We start from the raw sequence: 13,894 nt of genomic DNA, 5'->3' as shown, positions 1-13,894 counted from the left end.
ACGGTTCGGTTGCCAGGTGCGCCTCAGTACTTCTTCACCGCCGCCCCGAACGCCAGCCACAGCGCGATTGACGCGAGACCGAAGCCGCCGAGCAGCAGGAAGGTCGGGCCGTAGCCGATCCACTGGGCGATCCAGCCGCCGAGCGCGGGACTGAGGCTCGCGCCGACGCCTTGCACGGTGATCACCGCCCCCTGACCGAGATTGATGCGGCCGGTGCCGTCCAGCGACCGTGCGACCATGCCGGGGACGGCAACCGTCTGCAAGCCGGTGCCGATGCCGTCGAGTACCTGCATCGGAACCACGCCCCACCATCCCGTCACGAAGAACGCGAGCACGCCGCGGACCGGCAAGAACATGAAGGACACCAGGATCACCGGCCAGTAATTGCGCTTGCTCGCGGCCTTCATGGCGACCAGCGAGGTCACGACCATGACGCCCTGCGCGATGACGACAGTGGTCGCCACGAAGCTCGGTCCGTTGGCCTGTCCCTCGGCCACCGCCGCAAGGCCATAGAGCGGGACGATCGCGGCATTGCCGAGATGGAAGATGGCGAGCGCGAGCGCCAGCACCAGGAGCGGCTTGTGCTTGAGCAGGACGGTCATGGCTACCGGCGGATTCTTGCTCTCGTCCTCCTTGCTGCCGCGGGCCTGGCGATCGTCGATCGACTTGGCCGGGATCATCAGCACGCAGGCGATCGCGATGGCGCCGAAGACGGCCGCCAGCACGAACACCGCGACATAACCGAACTTGTAGCCGAGATAGCCCGAGAGCGCCGCGCCGACCATGTTGCCGGCGTGGTTGAAGGCCTGGTTCCGGCCGTTCAGCGCGTTGAAGCCTTTTTGTTTGGCGATGCCGAGCGTGATTCCGGTGACGGCCGGAACGATCGCGGCGCTCGCCAGCGATTGTGCCACTTGCGAGAACGTCACCGCCCAGAAATTCTGCGAGACCAGGATGATCGCGGAGGCCAGCACCACGCAGATGCCGGGAATGACGACCCACAGCCGCTTGTTGCGGCTGGAGTCGATGAAGCCGCCGATCGGCGTCGTCACCAGCATCCCCGCGACATTGCCGATTGTCAGCGCCGTGCCGATCAGTCCCGTCGCCCAGCCCCGCTCCTGCAGGAACACGCCGACGAACGGCCCGATGCCCGACTGCATGTCGGCCATGAAGAAATTGACGCCGTAGAGAGGCCAGATGCGGGAAGGGGAGCGCGATGTCATCGAGACGCTGAACGACTTCCGGCAGAAGGGTCTCGTTCAGGCAGGGCTGACAAGACGGGCTGACAAGACGGGCTGACATGACCGGCCAACTGGCGCGGGAGCGGACCCGAGACTAACATGCACGCATCGCGTTGGTTCCTCCAGACCGCCGATGGGGCGCCGCGATGTCACCTGGTGAGTGTCCGCTCTTCTTTTCGGATCATGGCCATGCCTCTCTGGACCTGCGAAACCTGCGGCGCCCAATTTCCGGACAGCGAAAAGCCGCCGGCATCCTGTCCGATCTGCGAGGACGAGCGGCAGTTCGTGAACTGGAAGGGGCAAACGTTTCTCGCGCGCGAAGCACTCGCGGAGCGCCACCGGCTGGTCTGGCGCGACGATCTCGGCCTCACCGGCATCGCGCTCGAGCCGAGTTTCGCGATCGGGCAGCGCGCGCTGCTGATCCCGCTGGCAGACGGCTGCATGATGTGGGACTGCATTCCCCTGGCGACACCGGAGGCGATCGCGCATGTACGTTCGCTCGGCGGGCTGAAGGCGATCGCGATTTCGCATCCACATTACTATGGCGCGCTGGCCGACTGGAGCGAGGCGTTCGGCGGTGCGCCGGTCTATCTGCATGCCGACGATCGCCAATGGGTGACGCGTCCGCATCCCTCCATCCAGCACTGGACCGGCGATCGGCAGCGCATCTCCGATGATTTGCTGCTGCTCCGCACCGGCGGCCATTTCAACGGCGCGACCATGCTGCACCATGCGCGCGGCGCGGACGGCAAGGGCGCGCTGCTCACTGGTGACATCGCCCAGGTGACGATGGACCGCCGCTTCGTCAGCTTCATGTACTCCTATCCCAATTACATGCCGCTCGGTGCTGCCGCGGTACGCAGGATCGCGGCGGCGGTCGAGCCGCTCGCCTTCGACCGCATCTATGGCGCCTGGTGGGGCCGCAACATCACTAGCGGCGCCAAGGCCGCGTTCGCGGCCTCGGTGGAGCGGTACATCGCGGCCATCAGTTGACGCGGAGGGGGCGGAATTCCCGTTGCCTACCACAAATAACTGTACTATAAGTACAGTTATTGAGCGCGGCGCAATGGGGCGTTAGCCGGTCCGGCATGATCGATGCATCGTCGTTGCGGCGGTCGCATGCTGCGGCCGCGTGGGTGGGAATTGGGTTCATGGCGACGGAGCGTGATTACGAGATCTTCGAAGCCGGCGACGTCACGCTTCAGTCCGGCGCCGTCTTTCCGGCGATGAAGCTCGCCTACAAGACCTACGGCACGCTCAGCCCCGCCAAGGATAACGTCATTCTCTATCCGACCTCCTTCAGCGCCCAGCATATCGACACCGAGTGGCTGATCGGGCCGAACGGCGTGCTCGATCCCACGCGTTACTTCATCATCATCCCGAACCTGTTCGGCAATGGCCTTTCGTCCTCCCCGTCCAATACTGCGGGCTGGTTTCCTGAAATCAGCTATCACGATGCCATCTCGGTCCAGCACTGGCTGCTCACCGAACGCTTCGGCATCTCAAAACTCGCGCTGGTCTATGGCTGGTCGATGGGCGGCATGCAGGCCAATCACTGGGCAGCGCTGCACCCCGACATGGTCGAGCGCGCCGCCGTGGTCTGCGGCAGCGCGCGCTGCGCGCCTTACAATTACGTTTTCCTCGAAAGCGTGAAGGCGGCTCTCACAGGCGATCCAGCCTTCCGTAACGGCCGCTTCGTCGAAAAGCCCGTTGCCGGCTACCGCGCCATGGGCCGCGTCTATGCCGGCTGGGCGATGTCGCACGGTTTTTATCGTGACGAACTCTGGCGCGAGGCCGGATTTACATCGTTGGAAGACTATCTGGTCCGTGCATGGGACACGGTGTTCGCCAAGCGCGATGCCAACGATCTGCTGGCACAGATCGGCATCTGGCAGCGCGGCGACATCAGCTCCTGTGTCGCATTCGGCGGCGATCTCGATCGCGCGCTCGCCGCGATCAGGGCGCATATGCTGCTGATGCCCGGCGCGACCGATCGCTATTTCGACATCCGCGACAATGAGGCCGAGCTTCCCAGGCTGGTCAATGCGCGCTCGGCCGTGCTGCATCCGATCCCCTCGCTGCACGGCCATCGCGCCGGCAATCCCATCAGCATTCCGCGCGATCAGGCCTTCCTCAAGGCCGAGATCGCGGAGCTGCTTCGCAAGTAGGACAGGTACCCGATCATGACTGACGCGACCGTTTCAGAGCCCGGCCACCGTCTGAAGCCGCTGACCCCCGCCATGCTGCGCGAATTGTCGGTCCGCTCCAATCTCCGCGGCGCGATGCAGAGCCTCGGCCATTACGGATTGATCGGGCTGCTCGGCGCGCTGATCTGGCTGGTGACGTCCCGCTATGGCGTGCTCTGGGCGTTGCCGCTGATGGTGGCGCAGGGTTATCTCGTCGCCTTCCTGTTCATGGCGGTACACGAGACTGCGCACAAGACGGCCTTCAGGAGCCGCGGCCTCAATCTCGCGGTCGGCTATCTCTCGGCTTTCATCATCGGATTGCCTTACGAATATTACTGCCTGTTCCACTGGGATCATCACCGCTACACCCAGGATCCCGACAAGGATCCCGAGCTGATCGTCGGCGTGAAGCCGAAATCCGACACGCAGCTCGCAATCGCCTATAGCGGCCTGCTCCAGGTCGCCGGCCGCCTCCGGCTGATGCTTGGCCATGCCGTTACCGGCAAGGTGGTCGTGCCCTGGATCCCCGCGAACAAGCGCGGCGTCATCGTGACCGAGGCGCGAACCTATGTGGCGCTCTACGCGCTGCTGCTCGCGCTCTCGCTGTGGTTCTCCTCCGCGCTGCTGCTCTGGGTCTGGATCGTGCCGCTGATCATCGGGCAGTTCTTCCTGCGGCCTTATCTCTATGCCGAGCACACCGGTTGCGACCATACCCGCAGCGCGTTCCAGAACACGCGCACCACCTATACCGGCGCGCTGGTCAAGTGGTTCGCGTGGAACATGCCCTACCATGTCGAGCATCACGCCTATCCCTCGATCCCGTTTCACGCGCTGCCGAAGCTGAACGAGATCGTCGACGGCGAGATCGTCTATCGCGGCCAAGGCTACATCCGGACGACGCATGAGACCTGGAGCTGGTTTCGACGGCATCTGAGCGGCGGTTCGCCAAAGGTGCCGGAGTAGAGGTTCATTCGAAGCCCGTCGTCCGTCTGCCGACTTTCGATAGCCCGCTTTACGACGCGTTCATCGCATGCGCCGATGGCGCGGATCACTCCGGTACCGTCCGGCCGCGCCGCCCGGCGCGGCGTGGAAACATCAATCGAAATCAATCGCTTGGCCGCAGATGGAACGTGGCTAACGAATCCTTGCCGATCGAGACAGTTTTAGCAGTCTTGTATTCACGACGAGGTGAGCCGTCCGCCTTAGCTCTGCGCGCATCAACGCCGCGAACGTGAGGAGAGGTTGGCAATGAGCGCGACGAGAAGCCGTCTTCTGGTGGTCGATGACGATCTGGTGCAGCGGGTTCTGATCAGCAAGATCGCAGCGAAGCTCGGCTACGACAGCCTCGTTGCTCCCTCGTTCGAGGCTGCAACCGAGCTGCTGGCGCGTGAGGCCTTCGAGATCATGGTGCTCGACCTGTCGCTCGGCGAGCGGGACGGTGTCGAGCTGATGCGCTTCGTTGCCGAACGGAACCTCCGCGCGATGTCGATCGTGATCATCAGCGGCTGCGATGATCGCATCTTGAAGGCAACGCGCCGGGTCGCGACCGGCCTGAAGCTGTCGATCGGCGGTTGTCTGACCAAGCCGCTCGATCTCAACCGGCTGCGCAGCGCGCTCGAATTGCCTGAGCGGTCGCAGCTCGCGACGGCCTCCGCCTCGCCCCTGCTTCAGATCACGCCGGACAGAATCGCGCGTGGTCTCGCTGACGGCGAGTTCTTCGTCGAATTCCAGCCGAAGATCGCGCTTCAGACCGGAAAGGTCGTCGGCGCCGAGGCGCTCGCCCGCTGGCAGACGGCTGAATTCGGCATGATCTCGCCGCTCGTCTTCATTCCGATTGCCGAACAGGCCGGTCTGATGCGCGAGGTGACCGATTGCGTCCTGTCGTCGGCCCTGTCGCAGGGCCGCAAACTGATCGAGCGCAATCCGGGCTTCACCATCGCGGTCAACATCTCGGGATCGTTGATGTCCGATCTGACCCTGCCCGAGCGGATCGAGGAGATCTTGCGCCACGAGAACGTGCCGCCCTCGGCGCTCACCGTGGAGATCACCGAGACCATTGCGATGGCCGACGTCGATCGCGCCAACGACATCCTGGTGCGACTGCGGATCAAGAAGATCGGCGCTGCCATCGATGATTTCGGCACGGGTTATTCGTCTCTGGCGGCGCTGGCGCGGCTGCCGTTCAGCGAGCTGAAGATCGATCAGTCCTTCATCAAGGGCTGTGAAAGCGACGAGGACATGATGAAGATCGTCGATGCTTCCGTCGCACTGGCGAAGGCGTTCAACATGAAAGTGGTAGCCGAGGGCGTCGAAAGCCCGGAGGCGCTCGAGATCATTCGCCGGATCGGTTGCGATGTCGCGCAAGGCTTCTTCTTTGCACCCTCGCTGCGGCGTTCGCGCGCGGAGCGATGGATTTCGCAGCGCAATTCCAGCGTGGACGAACAGGCCGCAACGGCGGCGGCCCTCGCGAGCTGAGACGACGAACCCCGGCCGCGCGGCGGCCGGGGTTGCGCCAATCAGCGGAGCCGGGCTCAGTAGATCCCGTAGGCGCAGACGTTCACGACGCGGACACGCAGGCCGTGGCGGGTCTGGACGACGCGCTCCTGGTAGCAGTTGCTGACGCCGGTGTTGACGTAGAGGCCGCCGTAACCGAAGCCCCAGCCGGGACCCCAGTGGTGGTGGAAGCCGTGAGCCGAAGCGGCGGTGGGCACGAGAGCGGCAGCGCCGAGCGAGGTGGCGGCGATCAGACCAAGAGCAAGCTTACGAAACATCGTCATTCTCCAGTGTGGCGCAAGGGCCGTTGTTGTGTCCCTGCTTCTCGGTCGGGTCGACGCGTGATTACGTTCACACGGGGTGATGAGAATCGTGTTTCAGGATTGTTTCGTGCGCCGTGGTGGGACGCGCCAATATCAGGCTTTCCGCGCCGCGACGCGATAGCGCGCGGCCATCGCCTGAATCATCTCGGCCATCTTCTCGCGGAGATCGGCGGGCTCCAGCACTTCCACCTCGGAGCCGAGCCGCAGCAATTCGGACGCGGCGTGCCATGAAGTCTTGCCGGTCGGCACTCTCGCGATCCGCCAGCCGTCGGCATCCGTGATGTCTTCGATCTCGGTGCGCGCCTTGACGTAAGGCTGGCTCAATGCGTCGAGCAGCTTGACGCCGACCGGCGACAGCCGCACGACCGCGACATTGGGATGCATCTCCGCTTCGAGGCGCAGCGTTGCATCGCGCCAATAGGTGGCGAGATCGAAATCGACGGGACGATCGAAACGGTCGTCGAGCGCGGCGCACTCGAGCACGCGCGCGACGCGATAGGTGCGCACGCTGCCGTCGACTTGGCCTGCGAGATACCAGCTGCCGCCCTTCAGCACGAGCCCGAGTGGCGCGAGGCGTCGCTGCTTCTCGGCGCGCCAGCTCTGATAGCGGATCTTGATCATTGTCCCGCGCAGGGCCGCCCCGGCAATGGTGCGCAGATGTTTGGGCTCCTCCGCCTCGCCGAACCAGCCGGGCGCGTCGAGGTGGAAGCGCTCCTGCATCCGCCCGGCATCCTCGCGCAGATTTGCCGGCAACGCGGCCATCAGCTTGTTCTGCGCGGCGATCATCGCCGCATCGAGGCCGAGCGCGGCGGCCGGGCCGGGAAGGCCCGCGAGGAACAGCGCTTCTGCCTCGCTCTGCGACAACCCGTTCAGCCGCACCCGATAGCCGTCGAGGAGGCGGTAGCCGCCCTCCGCGCCGCGGTCGGCATAGACGGGGACGCCGGAGGCCGCGAGCGCGTCGATGTCACGATAGATCGTGCGCACCGAGACCTCGCAGGCGGTAGCGAGCTCGGGAGCAGTGACCTGCCCTCGTGCCTGCAGGGTGGTGAGGATCGACATCATCCGGCTCGCGCGCATGATCCCTTAAACCATACCTGACACAGGATGTCAGGTATGGTCCGCTACAAGTTGCCATCGCCAGCCGGCCAGATGGAGAAGAGCCATGACCGACCAAAACCGCATCACGCTGTATTATTCGCCGCAGAGCCGCGCCACCGGCACGCGGGTGCTGCTGGAGGAGCTGGGGGCGCCTTACGATCTCCATGTCCTCAACATGAAGGCCGGCGAGCAGCGCAAGCCGGCCTATCTCGCCATCAATCCGCTCGGCAAGGTGCCGGCGGTCCATCACCGCGGCGAGCTCGTGACCGAGCAGGTCGCCATCACCATCTTTCTCGCCGATCTCTTCCCGCTGGCCGGCCTGACTCCCGCCCTGGACGATCCGCTCCGCGGCCCGTACCTCCGTTGGATCGCCTATTATGGCGCATCCTTCGAGCCGGCCCTGATCGACAAATTCATGCAGCGCGAGCCGGCGCCGATCACGCAGTCGCCCTATGCCGATTACGACACCATGCTCGGCGCACTGGAGACGCAGCTGTCGAAGGGGCCGTATCTGCTCGGCGAGCGCATGACGGCCGCGGACGTGTTGTGGGGCGTCGCGTTCAGCTGGACCATGATGTTCGGCATCGTGCCAAAGAAGGAGGTGTTCGTCCGCTATGCCGAGCGAATGACGGCGCGGCCGGCGTTCCAACGGATCACTGCGGCGGATGACGAGATGGCCGCGCAGCATGCCAAGGCGGTTGGGGGCTGAGCGAGCGCCTCAATGTCCGCCGTCGTCCCGGGCAAGCGTCAGCGCAGACCCGGGACCCATAGCCACAGGGAGGAGTTTTGCGGAGATTCGGAGTTACCAGCTCTGCCTCATACCAACGCGCTGTGGTTATGGGTCCCGGATCGGCGCTCCGCTTCGCTGCGTTTGTCCGGGACGACACTGAATGTGGGGCTGATCCCTCCAAACCCATCAAAACCGCGGCGGCCGCTTCTCCGCGAACGCCTTGATGCCTTCCTTGATCTCATCACCGCGCATGCTGTCGCGGTGGCGCTGGTCGGCGGCCGCTTCATCGAGCTCGCCGCGGGCGAATTCGTTGATGGCGCGCTTCATGCCGGCCATCGCGCGCGGCGCGTTGCCGGCGAGGATGGCGGCGAGCTTGTCGACCTCTTCGTCCAGGAGCTCCTCCGGCACCATGGCGGTGAGATAGCCGATCCGCAACATCTCCGGCGCGCTGATCTTCTGCGCGGTCAAGAACAGCTTTTTCGCATTGTCGAGGCCGAGCCGGGTGACGTAGCGCTTGATGCCGCTCCGGTAGTAATGCAGCCCCAGCCGCGCCGCCGGCATGAACATCTCGGCGGTGTCGACGCCGATGCGGAAGTCGCAAGCGAGCGCGAGGTCGGTCGAGCCGCCATAGACGCCACCATTGAGCCGGCAGATCGTCGGCACGCCGAGATCTTCCAGCCGGTTGACGACGACCTCGAACGCCGAGCCCGCGCTCTGCTGCTCGTTCGCGCTGACCGCGCGTTCGGCCACCGAATTCAGGTCGTAGCCCGCGGAGAAAGCGCGCCCGGTACCGGTCAGCACCAGCACGCGGATGGCGGGATCGGCTTCGACCGCGTCGAACAAGTTGACCAGCTCACCGAGATCCTCGGCCTGCAGTCGGTTGAGATGTTTGGGCCGGTTGAGGCGGATGGTGGCGCGGGCACCGTTCATTTCGAGCAGGGGGCTGGATGCCGCATCGGCTGTGTCGGACATTCTTGTCTCCTTTTATTTGTTTTCGAGCGCGCGGCGTTTTGCTTCCGCATCGATGGTCTCGGCGAGATCGGGATGCCGTGCCATCAGCACCCGGAAATCGACGAGATCGAGCACCAGCAGCCGCGACACTTTCGTGGTCGAGACATTGGCGCCGCGCATGTTGTTGCCGAGCAGCGCCATCTCGCCGAAGAAGGCGCCTTCGCCGAGCTGCACCTTCTTGCCGGGCAGATCGACCTCGACCGCCCCGGCGGCGATGAAATACATGCAGTCGCCCTGTGTGCCCTTGCGGATGATCATGGTGCGCGCCGGCAGCTCCATGGTGCGCAGCATGTGGGTGACGTCGGCGATGGCGGCTGGGCCCAGCGCCGCGAAGAACGGCACCTTGCTGACCGATTCCCAGGTCTTGAGGAAATTGTCGCGCCGTGTCTCGGCGGCAAAGCCGGTCGCCAGAATACCGGTCCAGAGGCCGAACACGCCGAGCCCGGAGATCATCACCAGCGCCGCCACCATGCGGCCGAGCGGCGTCACCGGCACGACATCGCCATAACCCGTGGTGGTCAGCGTCACGACCGCCCACCACAGCGCGGCGGGCACGCTGCCAAAGGTTTGCGGCTGCACGTCCCGCTCCAGGAAATATTCGGCGACGGACGCGAGGAAGACCACCATCAGGAAGATCACGAGCACGCTGACCAGGGGCCCCGATTCCAGCACCAGCACGCGGCGGAGCTGGCGCAGGCCCGGAATGCCCGGCACCACTTTCAGGACCCAGAGCACGCTCAGCAGCCAGGCGGTCCGGGATTCGATGCCGAGAAGCAGCGCGACCGGCACGGCCAGCGCTCCGATCGCGTCGACGATGCCGGCGGCTGAGGACATGTAGAGCGCAAGGCGGCCCGTTCGCGCCATGTGGCGCAGCCGAACGACCCATTCGAACACGAAGTAGGCGAGGCAGGCCCAGAGCAGGATATCGACCCAGCGATGCGCGGCCTCATAGGCCGGGCCAATGGTCAGCAGCACCATGCTGAGCACGCCGACGCTTACGGCGATATAGGCCGCCTTGGTCATGTTGCGGCCGGCCGTAGCGGCCACGAACTGGGCCAGAGCGGAGATCAGCGGCTGGGACATGGGGGAGGGCAGCTCGGTCGAGGGTCTCGCGGTCCCGGCTGGGACCTCGCCCCAAAGTGCCCGCCCGGGCAGGAGCCGTCAACGACGGCTGCGGCTCGCCGGTCATGCCGTCGAAGGGGAACGCGGACGCCCGGTGCAGGATCGGCCGGGTCGCTACCTGAAATGCGGGGGCTCGTCGTAGCCGCGGCGGCTGCTGAAAAACAGCAGCATCATCAGGCCGATACCAACGAGGATGGAGAACCCGGCCCCCAGAGCCAGTGCCACATAGCCCTCCGTCGGGATAGGCTCGCCTTCGACAGCAAATGCGGAATAGGCAAAGTAGCCGGCGGCGGCCAGCATCCCCACGAGGACGATAATGAGGAGTGTGCGCATGGCGCGTTCTCCGATTGTATCGGAAACCAACGGTTGCAGATGGGCAGGGTTCCTGCGTTCCGTCCGTCGATCAATCCGGAAGACAGCCGTCGGCCTGGAGGGTGCTGGCCGGGGCGGGTCAGGCGCTTTGCGCGGTCTTCACCACCACGACGTTGCTGTCCTCGGGCGGAGGGAGGGCGGCAGGAGCGGGGATCGTCTCGGCCTCGCTGCAATGGCGCTTGAGATAGTCACGGCGCATGGCGACCTCGTCACGGACGAACTCGTAGCCGAGCTTGAAGGTGTCGAGCCCGTCGGTGCTGATCGTGCCGTCCCTGAGGCCGATGACGGCGCCGCGCAAAATGCCCTCCAGCTCGTCCTGCAGACATTCGAGCTGGTCCAGCGAATGCGCGTGCTCGATGCGCTCGCCGATGTCGAGCACGGCGGTGGACAACTCGCCGGCCTTCTCCGGTGCGATCCGCGTGATCTTGGCGTAGATGGCGGCGAAGATCGAGCCGATGACGCTGAGCGCGGCGGCGCCCAGATACATCATGTCGCTGTACTTATCCATGAACGACTTGGTGTCGTCGTTGATGTAGTCGGCCGCGCCCTGGTGCGCCATCACGAAGGCGTCCTTCTCGACCGAAGCCGGCTCGATCCTGGTGGCAAAGCCGTTGTCGAGCCCGAGCGCGGGCTTGTTCTCGTAGACGATGCGCGCGAGGTCTCCGGCGGTAGTTGCCGACATCTTCGACTGCGCGACCAGCAGCCATTCGAGCCCGATCGTCTCGAGATCGTCGTCGGGAATTTCAGGCGAGGCCGACAACGTACCCGCCGTCAGCGTCTCGTCGGAAATACCCGGGAATTTGCGCGCCAGCGCCTTGGTCTCGTCGATCGCGTTCAGTGTGAAGCCGCTGCGCCTGGCGACCTGCTCATAGGCCTTGTCGCGCACCGCCTTGGAGGCGTGAACGATGGCGATCACCGCGCCGAAGCCGCTCGCCGGAGCGAACAGCTTGTCCAGCGTTGCGCCCTGCGGCGCCATCTGGATCATCTTGGCGGCATCCGGCCCGTCGGGAATGTCGAGGATGCTGCGCACGAAGGCGAGCGAGGAATCGTTGTCGGCGAGGACGGCGACCTTCTTCTTCTTGAGCTCGGCGAGCGACTTGATCTTCTTGTTGCCGGGGCCGAGCAGCAGCACCAGATCGTGCTCGAGGATCGCGAGCGCGCGTGCCTTCAGCGGCACCTTGGCGTCGGTGCGCAGCACGGCGAGATCGGCCTGCTTGCGGTCGAACTGCGCCAGCGCTTTGGCGTTGTCGGGGTTGTTGACGACCTTGATCCGGAAGCGCGAACCGTTGGTCTTGAGCAGCGTGGCGAGCTTGGCCGCGAACAGCGCCTCATCGCTGTTGGCCGCGCCGACGGCAAAGGTCAGCGTCTCCGAATTGTGCAGCCAGGTGCGACCGCCCCACACGGTGGCGAGCGACAGCAAAAGGGTCAGCACGACGTAGAGAAAGACCTGCTGCTGATTGGTCTTGATCACCTTGGGGCGCCGCGGTGGCGGCTCGATCGACGATAGCGAGGGGCCCTCAGTACTCATGGCAGCACTCTTGGCCTTATTCCTGGGTGACTGGCGGCTCGCGAATGTGATCGCGGCGAGTGCCCATGTAATTCGTAAACGTCTGAAAAAAGAACGATATTCTCTGCCGTCGATGATACCGCGACGATCACGGAATGCAAATTTCGAGCCGAAGGTAACCTTACTCGGCTCGGTCGCGTCGTTTGGTCATCCTATCACCGGTTAGCCACAGTTGGCGATTTTCCGGTTCCCCCCGGCTGCATTCCGCCGCGGGAGATGTCATAAATCGCAGGTCCCGGCGATTTGACCGGTCCAAGAACTGGTCCAAGAAGAAGTTGCGCTGAACGCTCCAATCTTTCTTGTCACGTCAATGAGGGCGTCAGCTTTGTCGTTTCCACCCTTGTCATCGGCGGTTCCGGTCGAGGCGCTCATTGGCTGGATGTTGCTGCTCACCTTCAAGCACATCATCGCCGATTTCGTTTTGCAGACTGCCTGGATGGCGCAAGGCAAGGATCAGAAGCACGGCTGGGCCCTGCCGCTTCTGGTGCACTGCCTGATCCACCTTGCGGTCGCTCTGCCGCTGATCCTGATCGTCGCGCCAAAATTCTGGTTCGTGGCGTTCATCGATTTCGTGATTCACATCACCATCGATCGCGCCAAGGGACTGGTCTCCGCCAATTTCGGTGTCGACCTGCATCATCCCTGGTTCTGGACCCTGATCGGTGTCGACCAGGCGCTGCATCATCTCACTGGGTTCGGCCTCTCCATCTTCATGGCGGCGAATTAAGGCCTCCGATTCCGTAGCCCGGATGGAGCGAAGCGTAATCCGGGATTCTTTGCCACACGGACGGTCGACCGATGCGACTGGTCCGGCCCCGGATTGCGCTTCGCTCCATCCGGGCTACGCAGCTTCACCGGAAACAAAACCTCATCCTGAGAAGCCCGCCGCAGGCTGGCATCTCGAAGGATAGCTGGGGGAAAGCTACGTGCGGCACACTGATTCGCGGATACCGCGCAAGCACCCCGGGTGACTACCGCCCAGGGTGGTTAACCTTTCGTTAGAGAATTGCGCTGCATCTTCCCGACACGAGGGAGAACTGCAATGTTTTCAAGCCGTGACGCCTTTGAAAGCGATTTCTGCCCGGTCCAGGACGAGCTCCTTGGCGAGATGTACCGCGCCAGCGAGAGTGGCCTGCCGAGGCTGGTTGAGAGTGTTTCCCCTGACGCCCGCGCCAAGCTGGCGCTGTTTTGCTATCGCCGCAGCCACCTGCATTCGCTGGCTGTCGCGATCGCAGCCAGTTGCAGCGAGCGCGACCTGATCGAGAACGGAGGCCGTGTCGGCTCCACGCTCTACGCGCTGTCGCGCGAGGGCTCGGCCAAATCGTCGCCGTCGCTGTCGGGGGGCCGCAAGCCGATCACATTGTCGACCAAGCCGCTCTCGGTGCTCGCACCGATTGACGACGAGATCGACGACGACATCAGCGAAGCCGTTCTTGCCTAGATAGACTCGATCACCGGCAGCCCGAACTTCCGCCGGGCCATCGCGCATTCGGCGTCGCCAGGCATGCAGGTGCGGCACACCTCCGGCCGCACCGCGTAGATGCCGCACGCGGTCGCCTCGCCGATCTCTCCCTGCAACGCCGAACAGCGATCGCCCTCGCAGCGCATGCCGGATTGGCGCGCGTTGACGAGCGCCTCAGGGATGGCTGCAAGCTCCTCGTCGCTCTCGATCGAGAAGCGCGGCCAGTTCTCCGAATAACCGCAGCAGGCGCCGCAGCTCTGGCAGCAGCTCGACAGGTCGATCTCTTGCATCG

At 64.4% G+C, this 13,894-nt stretch carries 15 protein-coding genes; 7 read left to right on the top strand and 8 right to left on the bottom strand.

What is annotated here, in order from left to right; all coding sequences use genetic code 11:
- Positions 1-23 precede the first annotated feature (23 nt).
- Positions 24-1,220: an MFS transporter gene (locus HYH08_RS07915; protein ID WP_220009203.1), complete on the bottom strand. Its 1,197-nt coding sequence runs from the start codon at positions 1,218-1,220 to the stop codon at positions 24-26.
- 207 nt (positions 1,221-1,427) lie between these two features.
- Here HYH08_RS07915 and HYH08_RS07910 point away from each other — a divergent pair, with 207 nt between their 5' ends.
- The 4 genes from HYH08_RS07910 (at position 1,428) to HYH08_RS07895 (ending at position 5,899) form a co-directional block, all read left to right on the top strand.
- Positions 1,428-2,231 (top strand): MBL fold metallo-hydrolase, encoded by an 804-nt coding sequence (locus tag HYH08_RS07910; RefSeq protein WP_220009202.1) that lies wholly within the window; start codon positions 1,428-1,430, stop codon positions 2,229-2,231.
- Positions 2,232-2,389: 158 nt separating this feature from the next.
- Positions 2,390-3,406 (top strand): alpha/beta fold hydrolase, encoded by a 1,017-nt coding sequence (locus tag HYH08_RS07905; protein WP_220009201.1) that lies wholly within the window; start codon positions 2,390-2,392, stop codon positions 3,404-3,406.
- Between the two features lie 15 nt (positions 3,407-3,421).
- The gene (locus tag HYH08_RS07900; protein ID WP_220009200.1) at positions 3,422-4,387 is read left to right on the top strand and encodes a fatty acid desaturase; all 966 of its coding nucleotides are present in this window, start codon (positions 3,422-3,424) and stop codon (positions 4,385-4,387) included.
- Between the two features lie 285 nt (positions 4,388-4,672).
- The gene (locus tag HYH08_RS07895) at positions 4,673-5,899 is read left to right on the top strand and encodes an EAL domain-containing response regulator (RefSeq protein WP_220009199.1); all 1,227 of its coding nucleotides are present in this window, start codon (positions 4,673-4,675) and stop codon (positions 5,897-5,899) included.
- 56 nt (positions 5,900-5,955) lie between these two features.
- On the opposite strand, the gene HYH08_RS07890 is transcribed toward HYH08_RS07895, so the two are convergent.
- The gene (locus tag HYH08_RS07890) at positions 5,956-6,195 is read right to left on the bottom strand and encodes a hypothetical protein (protein WP_220009198.1); all 240 of its coding nucleotides are present in this window, start codon (positions 6,193-6,195) and stop codon (positions 5,956-5,958) included.
- A gap of 138 nt (positions 6,196-6,333) precedes the next feature.
- Positions 6,334-7,317, bottom strand: coding sequence for a helix-turn-helix transcriptional regulator (locus HYH08_RS07885; protein WP_220009197.1), 984 nt, complete (start codon positions 7,315-7,317; stop codon positions 6,334-6,336).
- 85 nt (positions 7,318-7,402) lie between these two features.
- Here HYH08_RS07885 and HYH08_RS07880 point away from each other — a divergent pair, with 85 nt between their 5' ends.
- A complete protein-coding gene (locus tag HYH08_RS07880) occupies positions 7,403-8,047 on the top strand; it encodes a glutathione S-transferase family protein (RefSeq protein WP_220009196.1) in 645 nt (214 codons plus the stop codon).
- A gap of 207 nt (positions 8,048-8,254) precedes the next feature.
- Here HYH08_RS07880 and HYH08_RS07875 read toward each other — a convergent pair whose 3' ends face one another.
- From HYH08_RS07875 to HYH08_RS07860, 4 genes are all read right to left on the bottom strand, one after another.
- Complete coding sequence (locus tag HYH08_RS07875; protein WP_220009195.1) at positions 8,255-9,040, bottom strand: enoyl-CoA hydratase/isomerase family protein; 786 nt, start codon at positions 9,038-9,040, stop codon at positions 8,255-8,257.
- Positions 9,041-9,052: 12 nt separating this feature from the next.
- Positions 9,053-10,162, bottom strand: a complete 1,110-nt coding sequence (locus HYH08_RS07870; protein WP_220009194.1) for a cyclic nucleotide-gated ion channel — start codon at positions 10,160-10,162, stop codon at positions 9,053-9,055.
- Between the two features lie 153 nt (positions 10,163-10,315).
- Positions 10,316-10,534, bottom strand: a complete 219-nt coding sequence (locus tag HYH08_RS07865) for a hypothetical protein (protein WP_220009193.1) — start codon at positions 10,532-10,534, stop codon at positions 10,316-10,318.
- A gap of 118 nt (positions 10,535-10,652) precedes the next feature.
- The gene (locus HYH08_RS07860) at positions 10,653-12,101 is read right to left on the bottom strand and encodes a TAXI family TRAP transporter solute-binding subunit (RefSeq protein WP_220009192.1); all 1,449 of its coding nucleotides are present in this window, start codon (positions 12,099-12,101) and stop codon (positions 10,653-10,655) included.
- Between the two features lie 418 nt (positions 12,102-12,519).
- On the opposite strand from HYH08_RS07860, the gene HYH08_RS07855 reads away from it, so the two are divergent.
- Both HYH08_RS07855 and HYH08_RS07850 read left to right on the top strand, forming a co-directional pair.
- Positions 12,520-12,867: a DUF3307 domain-containing protein gene (locus HYH08_RS07855; protein WP_220009395.1), complete on the top strand. Its 348-nt coding sequence runs from the start codon at positions 12,520-12,522 to the stop codon at positions 12,865-12,867.
- Positions 12,868-13,182: 315 nt separating this feature from the next.
- Positions 13,183-13,581 (top strand): hypothetical protein, encoded by a 399-nt coding sequence (locus tag HYH08_RS07850; protein WP_220009191.1) that lies wholly within the window; start codon positions 13,183-13,185, stop codon positions 13,579-13,581.
- On the opposite strand, the gene HYH08_RS07845 is transcribed toward HYH08_RS07850, so the two are convergent.
- Entirely contained in the window at positions 13,578-13,892 is a 315-nt protein-coding gene (locus HYH08_RS07845) for a YkgJ family cysteine cluster protein (RefSeq protein WP_220009394.1), read from the bottom strand. The genes HYH08_RS07850 and HYH08_RS07845 overlap by 4 nt on opposite strands.
- Positions 13,893-13,894 lie beyond the last annotated feature (2 nt).

The organism is Bradyrhizobium sp. BR 10289 (assembly GCF_019455385.1).
GTDB lineage: Bacteria > Pseudomonadota > Alphaproteobacteria > Rhizobiales > Xanthobacteraceae > Bradyrhizobium.
This window is presented reverse-complemented; position numbering and strand designations above follow the sequence as displayed.

Excerpts from the sequence above, each read along its gene's own strand:
- HYH08_RS07915 (WP_220009203.1), bottom strand. The coding sequence starts at position 1,220 with ATGACATCGCGCTCCCCTTCCCGCATCTGGCCTCTCTACGGCGTCAAT.
- HYH08_RS07910 (WP_220009202.1), top strand. The coding sequence starts at position 1,428 with ATGCCTCTCTGGACCTGCGAAACCTGCGGCGCCCAATTTCCGGACAGC.
- HYH08_RS07905 (WP_220009201.1), top strand. The coding sequence starts at position 2,390 with ATGGCGACGGAGCGTGATTACGAGATCTTCGAAGCCGGCGACGTCACG.
- HYH08_RS07900 (WP_220009200.1), top strand. The coding sequence starts at position 3,422 with ATGACTGACGCGACCGTTTCAGAGCCCGGCCACCGTCTGAAGCCGCTG.
- HYH08_RS07895 (WP_220009199.1), top strand. The coding sequence starts at position 4,673 with ATGAGCGCGACGAGAAGCCGTCTTCTGGTGGTCGATGACGATCTGGTG.
- HYH08_RS07890 (WP_220009198.1), bottom strand. The coding sequence starts at position 6,195 with ATGTTTCGTAAGCTTGCTCTTGGTCTGATCGCCGCCACCTCGCTCGGC.
- HYH08_RS07885 (WP_220009197.1), bottom strand. The coding sequence starts at position 7,317 with ATGCGCGCGAGCCGGATGATGTCGATCCTCACCACCCTGCAGGCACGA.
- HYH08_RS07880 (WP_220009196.1), top strand. The coding sequence starts at position 7,403 with ATGACCGACCAAAACCGCATCACGCTGTATTATTCGCCGCAGAGCCGC.
- HYH08_RS07875 (WP_220009195.1), bottom strand. The coding sequence starts at position 9,040 with ATGTCCGACACAGCCGATGCGGCATCCAGCCCCCTGCTCGAAATGAAC.
- HYH08_RS07870 (WP_220009194.1), bottom strand. The coding sequence starts at position 10,162 with ATGTCCCAGCCGCTGATCTCCGCTCTGGCCCAGTTCGTGGCCGCTACG.
- HYH08_RS07865 (WP_220009193.1), bottom strand. The coding sequence starts at position 10,534 with ATGCGCACACTCCTCATTATCGTCCTCGTGGGGATGCTGGCCGCCGCC.
- HYH08_RS07860 (WP_220009192.1), bottom strand. The coding sequence starts at position 12,101 with ATGAGTACTGAGGGCCCCTCGCTATCGTCGATCGAGCCGCCACCGCGG.
- HYH08_RS07855 (WP_220009395.1), top strand. The coding sequence starts at position 12,520 with ATGTTGCTGCTCACCTTCAAGCACATCATCGCCGATTTCGTTTTGCAG.
- HYH08_RS07850 (WP_220009191.1), top strand. The coding sequence starts at position 13,183 with ATGTTTTCAAGCCGTGACGCCTTTGAAAGCGATTTCTGCCCGGTCCAG.
- HYH08_RS07845 (WP_220009394.1), bottom strand. The coding sequence starts at position 13,892 with ATGCAAGAGATCGACCTGTCGAGCTGCTGCCAGAGCTGCGGCGCCTGC.